Annotated in this window: 14 protein-coding genes; 8 read left to right on the top strand and 6 right to left on the bottom strand. The window is 62.7% G+C overall.

Going from position 1 to position 17,122, the window contains the following annotated elements; genetic code table 11:
• Nucleotides 1-155: 155 nt before the first annotated feature.
• Both NJC38_RS25585 and NJC38_RS25590 read right to left on the bottom strand, forming a co-directional pair.
• A complete protein-coding gene (locus NJC38_RS25585) occupies nt 156-3,281 on the bottom strand; it encodes an efflux RND transporter permease subunit (protein ID WP_253117716.1) in 3,126 nt (1,041 codons plus the stop codon).
• A 21-nt stretch (nt 3,282-3,302) separates the two neighbouring features.
• Nucleotides 3,303-4,463 carry an efflux RND transporter periplasmic adaptor subunit gene (locus NJC38_RS25590; RefSeq protein WP_253117769.1) on the bottom strand — a complete coding sequence of 387 codons (1,161 nt, stop codon included), beginning with the start codon at nt 4,461-4,463 and terminating at the stop codon, nt 3,303-3,305.
• A 193-nt stretch (nt 4,464-4,656) separates the two neighbouring features.
• On the opposite strand from NJC38_RS25590, the gene NJC38_RS25595 reads away from it, so the two are divergent.
• Nucleotides 4,657-5,211 (top strand): TetR/AcrR family transcriptional regulator, encoded by a 555-nt coding sequence (locus NJC38_RS25595; protein WP_045492022.1) that lies wholly within the window; start codon nt 4,657-4,659, stop codon nt 5,209-5,211.
• A gap of 10 nt (nt 5,212-5,221) precedes the next feature.
• Here the strand turns inward: NJC38_RS25595 and NJC38_RS25600 are convergent, their stop codons facing one another.
• Entirely contained in the window at nt 5,222-6,256 is a 1,035-nt protein-coding gene (locus NJC38_RS25600) for a patatin-like phospholipase family protein (RefSeq protein ID WP_253117717.1), read from the bottom strand.
• A gap of 124 nt (nt 6,257-6,380) precedes the next feature.
• Here NJC38_RS25600 and NJC38_RS25605 point away from each other — a divergent pair, with 124 nt between their 5' ends.
• The 6 genes from NJC38_RS25605 (at nt 6,381) to NJC38_RS25630 (ending at nt 12,417) form a co-directional block, all read left to right on the top strand.
• The gene (locus NJC38_RS25605) at nt 6,381-6,659 is read left to right on the top strand and encodes a hypothetical protein (RefSeq protein ID WP_045492018.1); all 279 of its coding nucleotides are present in this window, start codon (nt 6,381-6,383) and stop codon (nt 6,657-6,659) included.
• A 122-nt stretch (nt 6,660-6,781) separates the two neighbouring features.
• Entirely contained in the window at nt 6,782-7,699 is a 918-nt protein-coding gene (locus tag NJC38_RS25610) for an AAA family ATPase (RefSeq protein ID WP_045492016.1), read from the top strand.
• Nucleotides 7,696-8,652 carry a DUF58 domain-containing protein gene (locus NJC38_RS25615; RefSeq protein WP_253117719.1) on the top strand — a complete coding sequence of 319 codons (957 nt, stop codon included), beginning with the start codon at nt 7,696-7,698 and terminating at the stop codon, nt 8,650-8,652. Before NJC38_RS25610 ends, NJC38_RS25615 begins: the two co-directional genes overlap by 4 nt.
• Complete coding sequence (locus NJC38_RS25620; RefSeq protein ID WP_253117720.1) at nt 8,649-10,649, top strand: DUF3488 and transglutaminase-like domain-containing protein; 2,001 nt, start codon at nt 8,649-8,651, stop codon at nt 10,647-10,649. Before NJC38_RS25615 ends, NJC38_RS25620 begins: the two co-directional genes overlap by 4 nt.
• Before the next feature lie 15 nt (nt 10,650-10,664).
• Entirely contained in the window at nt 10,665-11,432 is a 768-nt protein-coding gene (locus tag NJC38_RS25625) for a CHAD domain-containing protein (RefSeq protein ID WP_253117722.1), read from the top strand.
• 187 nt (nt 11,433-11,619) lie between these two features.
• Nucleotides 11,620-12,417: a thioesterase family protein gene (locus NJC38_RS25630; RefSeq protein ID WP_045492006.1), complete on the top strand. Its 798-nt coding sequence runs from the start codon at nt 11,620-11,622 to the stop codon at nt 12,415-12,417.
• A 165-nt stretch (nt 12,418-12,582) separates the two neighbouring features.
• On the opposite strand, the gene NJC38_RS25635 is transcribed toward NJC38_RS25630, so the two are convergent.
• The 3 genes from NJC38_RS25635 to NJC38_RS25645 all read right to left on the bottom strand — a co-directional run bounded on the left by NJC38_RS25635 (nt 12,583) and on the right by NJC38_RS25645 (nt 15,475).
• Nucleotides 12,583-12,945 carry an Mpo1-like protein gene (locus NJC38_RS25635; RefSeq protein WP_253117723.1) on the bottom strand — a complete coding sequence of 121 codons (363 nt, stop codon included), beginning with the start codon at nt 12,943-12,945 and terminating at the stop codon, nt 12,583-12,585.
• 137 nt (nt 12,946-13,082) lie between these two features.
• Nucleotides 13,083-14,558, bottom strand: a complete 1,476-nt coding sequence (locus tag NJC38_RS25640; protein WP_253117724.1) for a methyl-accepting chemotaxis protein — start codon at nt 14,556-14,558, stop codon at nt 13,083-13,085.
• A 62-nt stretch (nt 14,559-14,620) separates the two neighbouring features.
• Nucleotides 14,621-15,475 (bottom strand): TatD family hydrolase, encoded by an 855-nt coding sequence (locus NJC38_RS25645; RefSeq protein WP_253117726.1) that lies wholly within the window; start codon nt 15,473-15,475, stop codon nt 14,621-14,623.
• A gap of 209 nt (nt 15,476-15,684) precedes the next feature.
• Between NJC38_RS25645 and NJC38_RS25650 the strand changes: the two genes are divergently transcribed.
• Nucleotides 15,685-17,112: a transglycosylase SLT domain-containing protein gene (locus NJC38_RS25650; protein WP_253117727.1), complete on the top strand. Its 1,428-nt coding sequence runs from the start codon at nt 15,685-15,687 to the stop codon at nt 17,110-17,112.
• The last annotated feature ends 10 nt before the right edge of the window (nt 17,113-17,122 follow it).

The following is a 17,122-nucleotide window of genomic DNA, read 5'->3' on the forward strand; positions in this document are numbered from 1 at the left end:
GAACACCATGGCGTGATCACGTGGTTTGAATGGGGGGCGGGCTTTGCCCGCCATCGCGGAATCTATCCGCGATGGCATTATAAAATGCCCATTCATCGGGGGATGATGAAAGACAGTTGGCTCCCACCGGGGAAGTATTGCGGTTAAAGCTGCTGCTACGCCTCCTGACGCTCTTCATGCGCATGCGGTTTGCGTCGCAGCACTGACAGCACCCAGACAAAGAAGATCGGCACCAGAATCACCCCCAGCAAGGTCGCGCTGAGCATCCCGCCGATCACTCCGGTACCCAGCGCCCGCTGGCTGGCGGCCCCGGCCCCGGTCGCCAGCGTCAGCGGCACCACGCCGAGAATGAACGCCAGCGAGGTCATCACGATCGGTCGGAAGCGCAGGCGTGCCGCTTCCAGCGCTGCTTCACGCAACGGCTTGCCTTTTTCCCACTCTTCCTTGGCAAATTCCACGATCAGGATGGCGTTCTTCGCCGCCAGACCGATGATGGTGATCAGGCCGACCTTGAAGTACACGTCGTTAGGCAGCCCGACCGCAGTCACCGCCAGCACCGCACCCAAGGCACCGACCGGTACGATAAGCATGACCACCAGCGGAATCGCCCAGCTTTCATACAGCGCCACCATCAGCAGAAACACCACCAGCAGCGCCAGTACGAACAGGGTCGTCGCCTGGCCGCTGGCGATTTTTTCCTGGTACGACAGGCCCGTCCATTCATAGCCGATGCCCTCGGGCAACTGCGCCATGATCCGCTCAAGCTCCGCCATCGCCGCCCCGGTGCTGACGCCGGGTGCGGCGTCACCGGCAATCGAGAACGACGGGTAACCGTTGTAGCGGGCGATCTGCACCGGGCCTTCTTCCCAGCGTGTGGTGATGAACGCGCCCATCGGCACCGGTGTACCGCTGCTGTTGGGCACGAACAGCTTGAGTACGCTCTCCGGGGTCATCCGCGAGGCGGATTCGGCCTGCACCACCACCCGTTGCTGGCGCCCGGCGTTGGCAAAATCGCCAACCGTGGCCGAGCCGAAGGCGGTGGACAGTGCATTGCTGATCGACTCGAAGCTCACCCCCAGCGTACGGGCTTTTTCCCGGTCGATATCCAGACGCAACTGTGGCGCCTCGGCCAGACCTTCCATCATCGCGTAGAGAATCAGCGGGTTACCGTTGGCCTGACCAAGCAACTGGTTGCGTGCCTCGATCAGTGCTTCACGGCCAAGACTGCCACGGTCCTGCAGGCGCAACGAGAAACCGCCGGAGGTGCCCAGGCCTTCAATGGGCGGCGGCGTGACCGCCATGACCGCGCCGTCGTTGATGCTGGCAAACGCCTGGTTGAAGGCAGCAGCTTCATCGGCGGCTGACTGGCCGTCGCCCCGCACTGACCAGTCCTTGAGGGTCGGGAAGGCCAGCGCGGCGTTCTCGCCCATGCCAGAGAAGCTGAAGCCAAGAATCATGGTCACCGCATCGGTGGCTTCGCGATTCATCAGCCACTGTTCCAGTTGCTGGGCGGTCGCGTCGGTACGTGCCCGTGTCGCGCCGGGCGGTAACTGCACATCGACGATGGTGTAGCCCTGGTCTTCGATGGGGACGAAGGACTCCGGCAGGCGCAGGTAGAAGAAACCCAGCAGGGCGACGATGCCGACATAGATCAGCATGTAGCGCCCGGCGCGTCGCAGCAGGCTCGAATTGAGCGCCGTATAGCGCTCGGTCAGGCGCCCGAAGCGGCGGTTGAAACCACCGAAGAAACCGGTCTTTTCATGATGGCCCTTGGCAATGGGCTTGAGCAGGGTAGCGCACAGCGCCGGGGTGAAGGTCAGGGCCAGGAAGCCCGAGAACAGAATCGACACCGCCAGCGACAGCGAGAACTGCTGATAAATCACGCCCACCGAACCGCCCATGAACGCCAGCGGCAGGAACACCGCCGACAGCACCAGGGTGATGCCGACAATCGCGCCAGACACCTGGCCCATGGCCTTGACCGTAGCTGCGGCCGGCGACAGGCCTTCTTCGGCCATGATCCGCTCGACGTTCTCGACCACCACGATGGCGTCATCGACCAGAATGCCGATGGCCAGGACCATGCCGAACATGGTCATCATGTTCACCGAGAAGCCCAGCAGGTACATGATTGCCAGGGTGCCGGCCAGACACACCGGCACCACGATGCTGGGGATCAGGGTGTAGCGGATATTCTGCAGGAACAGGAACATCACCAGAAACACCAGGACCATGGCCTCGACCAGGGTGTAGATCACTTTCTGGATGGCGACATCGACGAACTTGGAGGTGTCGTAGGGAATCGAGAATTCCACGTCATCGGGGAAGCTGGCCGACAGTTCTTGCAGGCGCTGCTTGACCGCTTCGGCGGTGGCGATAGCGTTGGCGCCCGGCGACAGTTGCACCGCGCCGGCCACTGCCAGCTTGCCGTTCATGCGCGCGTCGAAGTTGTAATCCTGGCTGCCGACAGCCAGGCGCGCGACGTCGCCAAGGGTGACATTGGAGCCGTCCGGGTTGGCGCGCAGCACGATCCGGGCAAACTCGTCCGGGTTGTCCAGGGTGCCTTTCACGGCCAGTACGCCGGTCAGTTCCTGGCCTTGCGCACCGGGGCTGGAGCCGAAGCTGCCAGCCGGCACCTGGACGTTCTGGGCACTGATCGCGGCGGTCACGTCACTGATCGACAGCCCGTAGCCGACCAGCTTCTGCGGGTCGATCCATACCCGCATGGCCGCTTCAGAGGCAAAAAACTGCAGCTTGCCGACACCGGGAACCCGGCGCAGCTCGTTATTGACGTTGCGTGCGGCGTAGTCGGCCAGCGCCACGGTGCTGCGGCCTGCGGTATCACCCTTGTAGTTCAAGGCGTAGATCAGCAAAAAGCCGGCGCTGGCCTGTTCGACCTGCAGGCCCTGAGTCAATACCGCCTGGGGCAGACGCGCTTCGGCCTTTTTGATGCGGTTCTGGACTTCGACCTGAGCCAGGTCCGGGTCGACACCGGGCTGGAAGCTCACGTTGATCTCGGCAATGCCGTTGGCGTTGCTGGTCGAGTTGTAGTACAGCAGGCCCTTGGCGCCGTTGAGCTCTTCCTCGACCACGCTGGTCACCGAGTCGACCAGCACCTTGGCGGAGGCGCCAGGGTAGGTCGCGGTAATGGTGATCTGCGGCGGTGCCACGTTGGGGTACTGGGCCACGGGCAGCGAGGGCAGGGCGATCAACCCCGCCAGCAGGATGAAGATGGCGACGACCCAGGCGAAGTTGGGCCGCTTGATGAAAAACTCTGACATGACGGTTCCTCGTAGTCAGGCTTAGCGGGCGGCAGGCTGGGCCTGTGCTTGCACGTGATCGGGTGCCTTGACGCTCACTTTGTCACCGGGGTTGAGGCCGTTCATGGCGCCGACAATGACCTGCTCACCGGCCTGCAGGCCGGCGGTGATCTGCCAGCGTGAATCCTGCATCGCGCCGGTCTGTACCGGGCGCGCCTGGGCGGTGCCGTCAGTACCGATCACCATCACCCGGGCATTGCCGTCGGCGCTGCGTTGCACGGCCCGCTGCGGCACCAGAATGGCCTGCGGGTCGACGCTTTGCGGGGCCTGGACCCGCACGAACATGCCTGGCAGCAGCAGACCGTCCGGGTTGTTGAAGCGCGCTCGCAAGGCCACCTGGCCGGTATTGCGCTCGACATCCACATCGGTGAACAGCAGGGTGCCGCGGCTCTGGTAGTCAGTGCCCTCGACTTTCAGGGTCAAGGCCTCTTCACCGCCTTTGGGCAGCCGGCCGTCCTGCATGGCAGCACGCATGCGCAGGGCATCGGCGACCGGTTGGGTAAAGTCGACATGCACCGGGTCCAGTTGCTGGATAGTGGCCAGCAGCGTGACTTCGTTCTGGCCGACCAGTGCGCCTTCGGTCACAGCGGCACGCCCGACCCGTCCGGAAATCGGTGCCTTGACCGTCGCATAGCCAAGGTTCAACTGCGCGGTCTCGACATCGGCCTGGGCTGCCCGGCGCGCCGCCTGGGCGTTCTGCATGGCGGCTTTGGCGGTATCAAAGGCTTGCTGGCTGACCGCTTCGATCTTCACCAGCGGCTCGTAACGCTTGAGGGTGGCCTGGGCGTCATACAGGGTCGCTTCGCTACGCGCCAGGTCGCCCTGGGCTTTGGACAGCGCGGCCTTGAAGGGCGCCGGGTCGATCTGGAACAGCACCTGACCGGCCTTGACGTCACTGCCTTCGGTGAAGTTGCGGCTCAGCACAATACCGGCGACCCGGGCCCGCACCTGAGCGACCCGCACCGGTTCGACCCGGCCAGGCAGTTCACTGATGACCGTGAACGGTTCAGCCTTGACTGTCAGGGCCTCGACCTCGCGCGGCCCGCCTGCACCCGGTGCGTGTCCCGCTGGCTGTTGATCACATCCGCTCAGGCCCAACACGGCCACCAGCGCCACCGCCGTAGCGATCCGCCCTCTGTGCATTTTGCTCATCACTCACCCGGGGCAGCGCCCATAGTCCTTTTCAATAAGCTGGCAATGATCTAGCTTTGTGCTATATGAGTCAATATTGACTCATGTGATGCTTGTGTGAGCAATTTTGCAATATTCATTGTGATTGTGAGCCATTTCTGCACAATGGCGCCCACGCTGTTCTTGTCGAGTGAAGTCCCGTCTCATGGATCTACCTGCTTCAGACACCAAGTTTTTAAAGGCCCTGGCGGTTGCCGTGGTCGATCACCAGAGTGGCACGTTCAAAGACATTGCTCAGGCCGCCGGGGTCAGCAAGGCGACCCTCAATCGCTTCTGCGGCACTCGGGCAAATCTTGTCGAAATGCTACACGAGCACAGTTCCAGGCTGATGTTGCAGACCACTGTCGATGCCGACCTGCAAAACGCACCGCCCCTGACGGCCTTGCAACGTCTGATCGAGGGGCACCTGACCCATCGGGAAATGCTGATCTTCATGATGGCCGAATGGCGCCCCGACTGCATGCAGGAAGATGCCGAGATGCGCCGCTGGATGCCGTACTCCGATGCGCTGGATGCGTTCTTTTTGCGTGGTCAGCATGCCGGGGTGTTTCGTATCGACATCAGTGCGCCGGTGCTGGCCGAGTTGTTCTGTTCAATGATCTTCGGCCTGGTCGAATCCGAGCGGCGTGGCCGGGTGGCCCGTGCGGCGATGCCGGGGGTGTTGCTGAAGTTCTTTCTCGAAGGTGCGGGCAAGGCCTGAAATCACTGTTTCAGCGCCCCTCACCCTCATAACGATCCAGCGTGTCGCGGGCGATTTGCCGGCCCAGCGCGATCAGCTCCGGGGCCTTGTAGAACTCGAAAAAGCGGCACACCCGCTTGGGCACGTTGATCAGGATATCCGGCGGGTAACCGGCGATCTTGTACTGCGCCAGGGAGGTCTGCATCACCTCGAAGCTCTGGTTGATCAGGTCGAGCAGCGACGCCGGGCCGACGTTGTCGATGACGATTGCGCCGGTTGCGGACTTCGGCGCGCCGGGTTTTTCCGGGGCCGCTGCGGCCTGCTGGCCCTGCGGGTCGGCACTGGGTTCATTCAGCCATGGGTTGAATGCCTGGGTTTGGTCCTCGCCGGCCAGCGGCTGCTCGTTGCCTTCGAGGCGACGCCGAAACGGCAGGCGCGAACCGATTGAACCGAGCAGCAGGTCGAAGCGTTTTTTCACCGCTGGCGGGCGCTCGATGACCGGCAGGCTGTAAGGCTGCTGGTGGGTGGCGTTGAGGTTGACCGCCACAATCAGGTCACAATGGCTCGATACCACCGGCACGATGGGCAGCGGGTTGAGCAGGCCGCCGTCGACCAGCATGCGCGAGCCCTGCATGACCGGGGTAAACAGGCTGGGGATCGCCGCCGAGGCGCGCATCGCCTGATGCAGGCAGCCTTCCTGAAACCAGATTTCCTGCTGGTTGGTCAGGTCGGTGGCGACGGCGGTATAGGGGATCGCCAGGTCTTCGATGTTGATGTCACCGACGATCTCGCGAATCTGTCCGAAGACTTTCTCGCCGCGAATTGCGCCCAGCCGAAAGCTCACATCCACCAGCCGCAGCACGTCGAGGTAATCGAGGCTTTCGATCCAGTCGCGATAATGACCCAGCTTGCCGGCCGCGTAGATGCCGCCGACCACCGCGCCCATGGAGCAGCCGGCAATGCAGGCGATCTCATAGCCGCGGCGTTCCAGTTCTTCGATGACCCCAATGTGCGCATAACCCCGTGCGCCACCGGAGCCCAGTACCAGCGCGATTCTTTTGCTCATGACAACACCCTCTGTGGTCTCAAATGACTACAAAAACGGTTACGCTTTCGAGAGATGGTCATGGCACTTTCACTGCACGGCATCGTCCAACAGCTACCCCCTAATACGTTTGAGGAAACATCCCATGAAAGCCTGGATCTGTCTGCCCTTGATTATCGTGGCGCTGGCTGGCTGTGCAGGCAAGACCAGCTATCGGGCCAGTTGTGGCAACCAGCTCGACGCCGCCTGGAAAGAGCTGGATCTGGCCAAGGCCGAAGGTTTTGCCGGCACTGTCAGTTACTCCAAGGCGCTGTCATTGTTGACCGGTGCCAAGACCCAGCAACAGTTCGAAGCCTTCGAAGGCTGCACTGAAAAGGCCGAGAAAGCCCGGTTCTATATCCGTGAGTCGCGTGCAGGTCGCTGAGTCACCAATTAACAGAAAGCATTTGAATCAAACCATCTCTATGCTGAAAAGACCTACGCTACTCGTAGTGTGTCTTACTTGTGGCACAGCAATGGCCATCAGCTGTCAAGAGAGGTTGTGTGATGGGGAGAAAACTCGATGCCTGTCTGAGCGCGATCAATGAGGTCGTGCTGGGCAAGGAAGCCCAGGTTCGAATGGCTGTTACCTGTCTGTTGGCAGGCGGCCATCTGCTGATCGAAGACCTTCCCGGAATGGGCAAGACCACCCTGAGCCATACCCTGGCCAGGGTGCTTGGTCTGAGCTATCAACGTATTCAGTTCACCTCCGACCTGCTGCCGGGCGACATCCTTGGCACCTCGGTGTTCGACCGTGAAACCGGGCAGTTCACCTTTCATCCGGGGCCGATCTTCACCGAATTGGTGCTGGCCGATGAAATCAACCGCGCCACCCCGAAAAGCCAGAGCGCGCTGCTTGAAGCCATGGAAGAGGGGCAGGTGTCTATCGAAGGCGCCACGCGGCTGCTGCCTGACCCGTTTTTTGTCATCGCGACCCAGAACCCGTTCAGTTCCGGCGGCACCTTCGCCTTGCCGGAGTCGCAACTGGACCGGTTCCTGATGCGTATTTCGATGGGCTATCCGGCCCGTACAGCCGAAAAAGCCTTGCTGCTGGGGCAGTCGCGGCGTCTGTTGTTGCCGCAGATCCAGCCACTGCTTGATCATGCCGAGCTGGGTTTGTTGCAGGCTCAGGCGCGCCAGATCCGGGTCAGTGATGCGTTGGTCGATTACGTCCTGCGGCTGGTCGATGCCACGCGCAGCCAGCCGCAGTTCGCTTTTGGCCTGTCGCCCCGTGCCAGCCTGGCCTTGCTGGCGGCAGCGCGGGCCTGGGCGTTGATCGCGGGCCGCGATTATGTGATTCCGGAAGATGTCCAGGCAGTATTGCCTGCGGTGGTCGGCCATCGGCTGCGTGAGCGCAGTGACCCGACCGGGCATGGCGGTAATGCATTGGTGCAGTGGTTGCTGCGTGAGGTGCCAGCGCTGTGATCGAACGCTTCAAGCCTGTCTGGCAACGCTGGCTGGTGCGGCGCATTCCGGCGGCGACGCGCATCGTGCTCGATCACCGGCGTATTTTTATCCTGCCGACTCGTAATGGCGCGGCGTTTGCCGGGCTATTGCTGTTGATGCTGCTGGTGGGCATCAATTATCAGAACAGCCTGGCCTATGGCCTGACGTTCCTGCTGTTGTCGGTGGGGCTGCTGGGCATCGTCCATACCTATCGCAACCTCAGTGGCCTGATCATCAGCGCTGGCGCCGCCCGCGCGGTATTTGTCGGTGAGACCGTGTTACTGCGCCTGCGCCTGGACAGCTCCGGCCCGGCCCACCAGTGCGTTGGCGTGGGCTGGGATGCGCTGAGCCTATTTAGAAGCAATGTGCCCGCCGCCGGCAACAGCGAGCTGGAGTTAAGCCTGCCGGCCCAGGCCCGCGGCTGGCTGCGCGCGCCGCGGCTGCGGGTCGAGAGCGTGTTTCCATTGGGTTTGTTGCGCGCCTGGACCTGGCTCGACCTGGAGCAGACGGTGCTGATCTACCCGCAGCCGGTCGCCGGGCGCATGCCATTACAGGCCGGGGTGCAGCCGCATGCCGAAGACGATGGTCAACTTACCCGCGGCCAGGGGGTGGACGATTATCAAGGTCTGCGCAGCTACCAGCCCGGCGATAACCTGCGGCGTCTGCACTGGAAAGCCTGGTCGCGGGGGCAGGGGTTGCTGGTCAAGGATTTCAATGACCTCAGCGGCCATGACCTGTGCCTGGATTTCACCGTGCTTGATGGTGATATCGAGCAGCGGCTGTCGCGGCTGTGTTATTGGGTGCTGGAATTGTCACAGCGGCAGCAGCCGTTCGCCATGCGCCTGCCCGGTTTTGAAGTGGCCATCGACAGCGGCGATCGTCATCGTGAGACCTGCTTGCGCGCGCTGGCACTGTACGGAGTGCGCGGATGAGCAAAGCCGAGCTTTCCCTGCCCATCAGCCGCATCGCCCTGACCTGGCTGTTATTGGCCCAGGCGCTGATCATCGTGCCTTTTGTCATGCATGTGCCGCCGCCATTGATCGGCCTGTGGCTGGTGTGCACGTTGTGGCGCATCCAGGTATTTCGCATGCGCGCGCGGATACCCAGTGCCTGGGTCAAGGTCGCGCTGTTGATTGGCACGGCGGGCGGCGTTTATCTGGCGCGGGGCACCCTGATAGGGCTGGAAGCCGGTGCGGCACTGCTGATTGCCGCCTTTGTGTTGAAAATGCTGGAAATGCACACCCGGCGCGATGCGCTGGTACTGATTCTGCTCGGCTTCTTCTGTGTGGTGGTGGGCTACCTGTTTGAGAGCAACCTGTTCTGGGGGCTGTTCACCCTGTTGCCGGTCGGCGCTTTGCTGGCGGCGCTGATTGGCCTGAATCAGAGTGACCCGCAGAGCAATCCGGGCGCGACCTTGCGTCTGGCCGGCAAGCTGATGCTCCAGGCGGTACCGCTGATGCTGGTGCTGTTTCTGTTCTTTCCACGGCTGGAGCCGATCTGGTCGCTGCCACAGCCGGGCAACAAAGGCATGACAGGGCTTTCAGACAATATGGCGCCGGGGGACATGGCTGAGCTGAGTCGCTCGCCAGCACTGGTGTTTCGCGCCAGCTTCGACGGCGAGCTGCCGGTGCGTAACCGTCTGTACTGGCGCAGCCTGACCCTCGATCAGTTCGATGGCCGACGCTGGTCGCAGTCGGCACCGACCCAAGGCGTGCAACTGGCGCAGTGGCAAAAGCAGGGCGAGCCGCTGGGTTACAGCATCGTGATGGAGCCGAGCGGCAAGCCCTGGTTACCCAGCCTGGATGTCAGTCAGAGCGATCAGGGCGATGTGCGCCTGATGAGCGACTTTCGCCTGCAACGGCGCCGCCCGGTCAGCCAGTCGTTGATGTACGCCGCCCAGGCCTGGCCGCAGGCGTTGCGTGAGGTGCAGTCCAATGCCTACCTGCAGCAACAGGCGCTGCAATTGCCTGCCAAGGGCAACCCGCAGGCCCGGCAGTGGGCGGCTGACTTACAACGCCGCTACCGGCAGCCAGACAGGCTGGCCGAGGCGCTGCTGCGCGAGTTCAGTGAGCAGGCCTTTCATTACACCCTCAAGCCACCGGTGCTGGGGCCCGACAGTGTCGACGACTTTCTGTTTGCCAGCCGTCAAGGCTTTTGCGCGCACTACGCGGGCGCGATGGTTTTCGTGCTGCGCGCGGCGGGCATTCCGGCCCGGGTGGTGGCCGGCTATCAGGGCGGCGAATTCAACCCCGCTGGGGAGTACCTGACCGTGCGCCAGTACGATGCCCACGCCTGGGTCGAATATTGGCAGCCAGAAATCGGCTGGCGCTCTGTCGACCCGACTGCTGCGGTGGCGCCACAGCGTATCGAGCAAGGGCTGGAGCAGGCCCTGGCCGCCGATGAAGCGTTTCTGGCTGACGCACCGATGTCGGCGCTGCGCTACCGCCATGTACCGTGGCTCAACGATTTGCGTCTGGGCTGGGACAATCTCAACTACGGCTGGCAGCGCTGGGTGCTGGGCTATCAGGGCCAGCAGCAGTTGCAAGTGCTCGATCGCTGGTTCTCGGGTTGGCAGGTGCCGGCGTTCGTGGTTGCCTTGCTGCTGGCATTGGCGCTGGGGGTGTTGTGGGTACTCAAGCCCTGGCAGCGCGAAAGCGATGCGCAACTTCGTCTGTTCAATGCGTTCGAACGGTTATTGGCGCGCCATGGGCTGCGACGCTTGCCGGGCGAGGGGGCTCAGGCATTCGGTGAGCGTGCCGCGCTGCGGTTTCCGCAGCAGGCGTTGGCCATCGAGGATTTCATCGTGCAGTTTATCGCCCAGCGCTATGCTGCACCTTCGACCTCCTTGCATGGCCTGCGGCGCGCCCTGAAGAATCTGCGTCGTCAGTTGCCCTGGCGTCTGGCGAGCGCGAAGAACCGATATCCGTGACTTTGGGGAACAACCATGACATCGATGGTAAGCCATCTGATTGCCGAAGTATTGGCGCTGGAAGTGCGGCTGTATGCCTGTCAGGCACGCCTGGCGGTATCCACTGACAGCGAGGCACTGCACGACCTGCGTACCACCGTAAGGCGGCTGCGCAGCCTGCTGCGACCATTGCGCGGGATTCGCGGGGTCGACGAGCTGGAAGACGCGGCCCGGGAAGTCGGCCGCCTGACCACGCCACTGCGTGATCAGCAAGTGCTTTGCGCGCAGCTGCACGACAACGGTTGGCATGCCCTGGCCCGACCCCGCGAAGCGTTTCTGGACGATGCCTGCCCACGGGTGGCGGGCAGTCCGCAACTCAAGCGGTTGTTCGAGCGGCTGGGCAAATTCCCGGAGCAACTGCGTGAGCAGCAGCGTGCCGGGCTGGTGCACGGTCTGCGCCGCAGCATCGAGAAAGTCATGGATAAACAGTGGCGCAAACTGCGCGACGCCATTGCCGACCCTGAACACGATCGCCACCACCTGCGCCTGTTGATCAAACGGGTGCGCTACGCCGCCGAGGTCTATCCCGACCTCAGTCACCAGCCCAAGGGCATGAGCAAACGCCTCAAGGACGCCCAAGGCGCCCTGGGCGACTGGCACGACCACCTGCAATGGCTGGCGCTGGCCGACCAGCACGCTGACCTGGCGCCTTGTGTAGCGCTATGGCAGACCTGTATAAGCCGCGCCGAAAGCAAAGGCGAATCGGCCTTGCAGCGACTGACCCAGGCATGCTTCCCGGAATAAGGCATATCGACCGGCTCTATGGCGCAAATGCCTTTTTCCCGGGCCTGCAGAACTGAGTAAGCTGGCCGGGCTGCCTTGCGCCAGATCCAACCCTGTTCTGTTAAGTACACACATCTCGGTGCCAGCCCAGACCTGTCGGCACGGGGCCTGCGGCGATCTGTAAATCCTGAACCTGAACGGAGCCTCCATGACCTTTGCCCAATTGCTCGCCGCCGTAGCCGATAACCCTCATTCGCTGACCATCCCCGGGCACTGGGCGCAAGGCCGGGCCAGCTTTGGCGGCCTGGTGGCAGCGCTGCAGTACCAGGCCATGCGCACCCAGGTCGAGGCCAGCCGACAACTGCGCTCGCTGGCAATCACCTTTGTCGCCCCGGTGGCCCCTGACGTGCCGGTCGCATTTGAAACAGACATCCTGCGTCAAGGCTCAGCAGTCACCCAGGTGCTGGGCCGCACCGTGCAAAACGGCGCAGTCACGACCCTGATTCAGGGCAGCTTCGGCGCTGCACGCGACTCGATAGTAAGCTTCGCGCCGGCCCCGATGAGCACCGACGTGCCGCCGCTCGAACGTTGCACCGCGCTGCCATTTATCAAAGGCGTCATGCCGGATTTCTTCCAGCACCTGGACATCCAGTGGGGGTTGGGCGGGTTGCCGTACAGCGGCACCCCGGCACCGGCCATTGGTGGTTACGTACGGCTGCGCGATGCTCAGCCACAGCCGCTGACCGAAGCCCATATTCTGGCACTGGTCGATGCATGGCCGCCCGGCCTGCTCGGCTGGCTGAGCAAACCGGCGCCGCACAGCTCACTGACCTGGACCATCGAGTTCATCCACCCGCAACCGCAAATCACCACACTGGACTGGTGCCGTTACCATGCACAGGTTGAACAGGCGGCGGCCGGCTACGGCCATGTGGCCGCCACGCTACGCGCGCCGGACGGCGAGCTGATCGCCATCAGCCGCCAGACCGTGACCGTGTTTGGCTAACCCCCGTAGGAGCAGCTTTAGCTGCGAAGGCTATGGTGCCGGGTGTGTCTGGTCTGGCCTCTTCACGAGCGAACTCGTTCCCACTGTATTTCAGGTCAGGGTCGGGGTGGGGGTGACAGGGCGGCAATCCGTCCTGGTCGGGAAGGGGACTTTGCAAGGGGCCGATCAATGCCGATGCCGGTCCTTCCAGGCGCGCCACCAGGCGCCACTGAACACAAAGCGCGGAAAGGTCACGAATTGCTCCATCACCAGCCGACTGACCGCATCACTGCGATTGGCGAAAGGTTCTGGCGCCTGTTTTTCCAGCCGGTGCCCATGCCGTTGCAGGCCCAGCGCCGCCACCAGGCCAATCACGCCGATGGCGATGGAGGTCAGGCTCCAGGACAACACCCCGTCCAGCAGCAACAGCGCCGCGAGTATGAACAGTGGTACGGCAAGCAGGTGCAGAGTCAGGTTGGTCGGATGGCGGTGCGTGGCCGCATAGCCACGCCATTGCCAGCTGTGCAGGTTGGGAAGTCGCTTGGCCATGTGGCGCTCCTGTTCAGAAACATCACCGCAGCGGCAACTGCGGTCCAGTGTCTGAAGTCTAGGCTGACCAACGGCAGGCGGCGAATCGAGGCTGACTATCGGCCTCATAGCGGGCTGCCAGGGGCGACCCGCTGCGCTTACAACTTCAACTGCCCAATCGACCTGTTCAGTTCACCGGCCAGGGTCGCCAGATCGCTGCTGGTGGAGGCCGAATCGACGGTCTGGGTCACGGTGCGTTCGGTCACGTCGCGAATGCTCACCACCGCACGGTTCATCTCCTCGGCCACCTGGCTTTGCTGCTGCGCCGCCACGGCAATCTGGGTGTTGCTCTCGCGCATCTGCGCTACGGCATCGGCGATGGCGGCCAGCGCCTGACCGGCTTCCTGGGCCTGCTGCACGCATTCGTCGGCCTTGAACGAACTGTCCTGCATGAAGTCCACCGCGTCGCGGGTGCCAGACTGCAGGGCTTCGATCATATTGGTGATCTCGTCGGTGGAGGTCTGCACGCGCTTTGCCAGGTTGCGCACTTCGTCGGCGACTACCGCAAAACCACGACCCATCTCGCCGGCCCGTGCCGCTTCGATGGCCGCGTTGAGGGCCAGCAGGTTGGTCTGTTCGGCAATGCTGTGGATCACATTGACCACGCCGCTGATCTTCTGGCTGTCTTCGGCCAGGCGTTGAATCATCTCGGCGGTCTGCTGCACGCCGCTGGACAGGCCGGCAATCGACACCTGGACCCGATCCACCACCTGCTTGCCGCTGCCGGCCAAGGTGTCAGCAGTCTGCGACTGGTCGCGGGTGGTGCTGGCGTGCTGGGCGATATGGTGGACAGTGGCTGACATCTCGTTGATCGCGGTGGCGACCTGATCGGTTTCACTCTGCTGGCCGAGCATGCCGTGGCGCACTTCGCTCATCCCGCTGGCCAGATTGGCGGCACCGGCGTCCAGCCGTGCGGCGGTCTGCGACACGGTATTGACGACGCGCTGATAGCCGGCCTGCATGGCATTGAAGGCCTTGGCCATCTGCCCGACCTCATCTTCACCGCCACTGGGGGCGCGTACCGAGAGGTCTCCGCTGCGCTCGACATGCAGCATCACATCCTTGAGGGCGTTGAGCTGGCTGAGCAGAAACCGGATCAGCAATTGCGAAGCGCAAAGCATCAGGGTCATCAACAGAAATACCGCAATGGCGTACTGGCCAAAGCGCTCAAGCAGCACGGCCTTGAAGGACGGTGCATAAGCGAGCACGGCCAGGCGCTGACCGTCATTGCGCTCGACCACCTGGGCACCGTACAAGCTGCGCTCATTGAGCGGCAGATCAAGCTCGACCCAGCCACGCCCTGACGCCAGGGCTGGCAGTGCCTGACCATTCACCGAAGGCGTCTGGCCGGCCGGGTACGCCAGCACATCGATGCCGGTCGGCAGCGGCTGCCCGGCCGGCCACGCTGTCAGCAACCGGGCCTGGCTTTGCGCGGCCTGCTGGGCGCTGAGCTGGCGGCTCTGTTGCTCCAGTTGCAGGGCGTACAGCACCAGCATCAAGGTGGTGAAGAAGGCCACCGTGTTGACGGCCCAGAACTTGTACTTCAAAGAGAGGTTGCTAAGCCATGAGCCCATGAGTGGTCTTCTTTATGGTCGTAGTGGAAGGTATTCAGCAAGGTGATATCACCTTGCCTTATTCATCCCCAGGGCCGTTGATTTGTGTCAACAAAATCCGAGGTTTCATCTCCCGCTAGCACTGGCAGACCAAAGAAGCTGCGTGCGCACTCGCTGGTATGCCTGGCCAGGTCGTCGGTGCTTTCGCCACGGTGCAGCGCCACTTCGCGCAGCACTTCGGGCAGAAAGGCCGGCTCGTTGCGGCCATTTTTCGGCTTGGGCCGCAATGTACGCGGCAGCAACCATGGTGCGTCGCTTTCGAGCATCAAGCGGCCGCGAGCAATGTCACGCATCAACGGGTGCAGATGGGTGCCACGGCGCTCGTCGCAGATCCAGCCGGTGATGCCGATGTGCAGGTCCATGTCCAGGTAGCGGTACAACGCCTGCTTGTCACCGGTGAAGCAATGCACCACGGCGGCCGGCAGGTGATCGCGGTAGTCGCGCAAAATAGCCAGCAACCGTTCACTGGCGTCGCGCTCATGGAGAAAAACCGGGCGTTGCAACTGCGCAGCCAGAGCCAGTTGTGCGTGCAGCACGCGCTCCTGCTGCGACCTGGGTGAAAAGTCGCGGTTGAAGTCCAGGCCGCATTCACCGACGGCGCGCACCCGTGGCTCGCCCAGCAGGGCGCTCAGTTGCCGCTCGCTTTCGTGGCCCCAGTCGCTGGCATGATGGGGGTGAAAACCGGCGGTGCAGAACAGTTGCTGGCCGCTTTCATCCAGTTCGTGGCAGAGCTGAAGGCTCTGTTCGCTGCACGCCAGATCGGTGCCGGTGAGCACCAGTTGGGTGACGCCGGCGTCGAACGCGCGTTGCAATACCGCCTGTCGGTCGGACGTGAAGCTGGCGTTAGTCAAGTTGACGCCGATGTCGATCAATTGCATGGTTCCACCTCTGGCCTGATGCCGCTGAGCATAACAGAGCCTGTCGCAGTACCCGAAAATGCTGTGCATTCAATACCTTGGACCTCGCGGTTCAACGCTTTTGGCAACACCTGAAGGGACCTTACCGTCACCGTACGGGTCATAAGGGACCTTTTTCTGTCTGTCTTACCTGGCTTTTTGGCTGATCCAGAATGCCCCACGGAGAGCGAATGATCCGAGCCGCGCTATTGTCCATTGTTTGTCTGGCGTTTGCCGCGCCGTTATCGGCTGAGCCGCGCAAGGTCGCCCACAACGGTCCCCAGGCGGTGCAAAAACGGGCCCAGGTTCGCGACCTGCCGGCCATTCGCAGCAGCAAGGTGTTGCGCGTACTGGTCAACCAGAGCCGCAACAGCTCTGGGGATATCAAGGGGCAGGAAGTCGGCGTCGAGTACGAACGCTTGCAAGCCTTTGAGAAGCACCTCAATGGCCAGCATGGCGGCAAGGTCACCTTCAAAATCATTCCCAAGGCCAAGAGTCAGTTGCTGGCCGCGTTGCTGCGCGGCGAAGGTGACCTGATTGCGCCCGGTGAGCTGCTTGAAACTGCTGGCAAAGGCGTCAGCGCCAGCCGGCCGATCGTTGCCGACGTGCCGCTGGTGGTGGTCACTGGCCGTGGCCAGCGCAGTTTCAAGCACATCGAGCAGTTAGCCGGGCGTACCCTGAGCCTGCCGGCCGGCAGTGTCGCCGATGCGGCGGTGCATGACCTCAACCTGCGCCTGACGCAGCGCAAGCTGGCCCCGGTGCACATCGAGTGGGTCGACCCCAGCCTGTCGGTAGAGGATGTGCTGGAGATGGTCCAGGCCGGGATTTATCCGCTGACCCTGGTCGAGCAGCCGATTGCCGAGCGCTGGGCGCGGGTCATGCCCAAGCTGCGCGTCGAGCGCAACCTCAAGCTTGAAAGCCACGGCAATATCGGCTGGTTCGTCCGTGAAGACGCGCCGCTGTTGCAGGCCAGCATCAATGGCTTTCTGGCCACCTACAAGGCGCCGGCCAACCAGGATCTGGTGTTCGAAAAAGCCTTCAAAAAAATGTACCGGGTCAATAACCCATTGGCGCGCAGTAATCTGCAACGCTTGCAAGAGCTGCGACCGATCCTGCAACGCCATGGCGATGCTCACGGCATTGACTGGCTGGACCTGGCCGCGCTGGCGTTCAAGGAGTCCAAGCTCGATGCCACGGCTAAAGGCAGCGGCGGCGCAACCGGGCTGTTGCAGATCACCCCGTCGACTGCACGGCGGGTCGGGGTCAATAACATTCACACCGCCGATGGCAACGTGCAGGCGGCGGCACGCTACATGGCGCTGATTCAGCGCAAGTTCTTTGCCAGCCCGCAAATCAACGAGCGCGAGCGCATGGCGTTTGTGCTTGCTGCCTACAACCTGGGGCCGGAGCGGGTCCAGAGCATGCGCCAGGAAGCGCGCAAACGCGGCCTGAACCCCAACCAGTGGTTCTTCCAGACCGAACGCATCGCCATGGAACAGAAGGGCGCAGGCGTGGTGACGTTCGTCAACAGCGTCAACAAGTACTACCTGGCTTTTGACCGGCAACGCGATGCACTGGAGCGTGGGCCAGGCGCGAGAAAGTACGCGACGAGAAATTGATCGATTTATT

This window comes from Pseudomonas sp. 21LCFQ010 (assembly GCF_024129905.1).
Lineage (GTDB): Bacteria > Pseudomonadota > Gammaproteobacteria > Pseudomonadales > Pseudomonadaceae > Aquipseudomonas.

Coding starts and splice junctions, on each gene's coding strand:
- NJC38_RS25605 (WP_045492018.1), top strand. CDS start 6,381: ATGAAAGCCTGGATCTGTCTGCCCTTGATTATCGTGGCGCTGGCTGGC.
- NJC38_RS25610 (WP_045492016.1), top strand. CDS start 6,782: ATGGGGAGAAAACTCGATGCCTGTCTGAGCGCGATCAATGAGGTCGTG.
- NJC38_RS25585 (WP_253117716.1), bottom strand. CDS start 3,281: ATGTCAGAGTTTTTCATCAAGCGGCCCAACTTCGCCTGGGTCGTCGCC.
- NJC38_RS25620 (WP_253117720.1), top strand. CDS start 8,649: ATGAGCAAAGCCGAGCTTTCCCTGCCCATCAGCCGCATCGCCCTGACC.
- NJC38_RS25595 (WP_045492022.1), top strand. CDS start 4,657: ATGGATCTACCTGCTTCAGACACCAAGTTTTTAAAGGCCCTGGCGGTT.
- NJC38_RS25625 (WP_253117722.1), top strand. CDS start 10,665: ATGACATCGATGGTAAGCCATCTGATTGCCGAAGTATTGGCGCTGGAA.
- NJC38_RS25645 (WP_253117726.1), bottom strand. CDS start 15,475: ATGCAATTGATCGACATCGGCGTCAACTTGACTAACGCCAGCTTCACG.
- NJC38_RS25640 (WP_253117724.1), bottom strand. CDS start 14,558: ATGGGCTCATGGCTTAGCAACCTCTCTTTGAAGTACAAGTTCTGGGCC.
- NJC38_RS25590 (WP_253117769.1), bottom strand. CDS start 4,463: ATGCACAGAGGGCGGATCGCTACGGCGGTGGCGCTGGTGGCCGTGTTG.
- NJC38_RS25600 (WP_253117717.1), bottom strand. CDS start 6,256: ATGAGCAAAAGAATCGCGCTGGTACTGGGCTCCGGTGGCGCACGGGGT.
- NJC38_RS25635 (WP_253117723.1), bottom strand. CDS start 12,945: ATGGCCAAGCGACTTCCCAACCTGCACAGCTGGCAATGGCGTGGCTAT.
- NJC38_RS25650 (WP_253117727.1), top strand. CDS start 15,685: ATGATCCGAGCCGCGCTATTGTCCATTGTTTGTCTGGCGTTTGCCGCG.
- NJC38_RS25630 (WP_045492006.1), top strand. CDS start 11,620: ATGACCTTTGCCCAATTGCTCGCCGCCGTAGCCGATAACCCTCATTCG.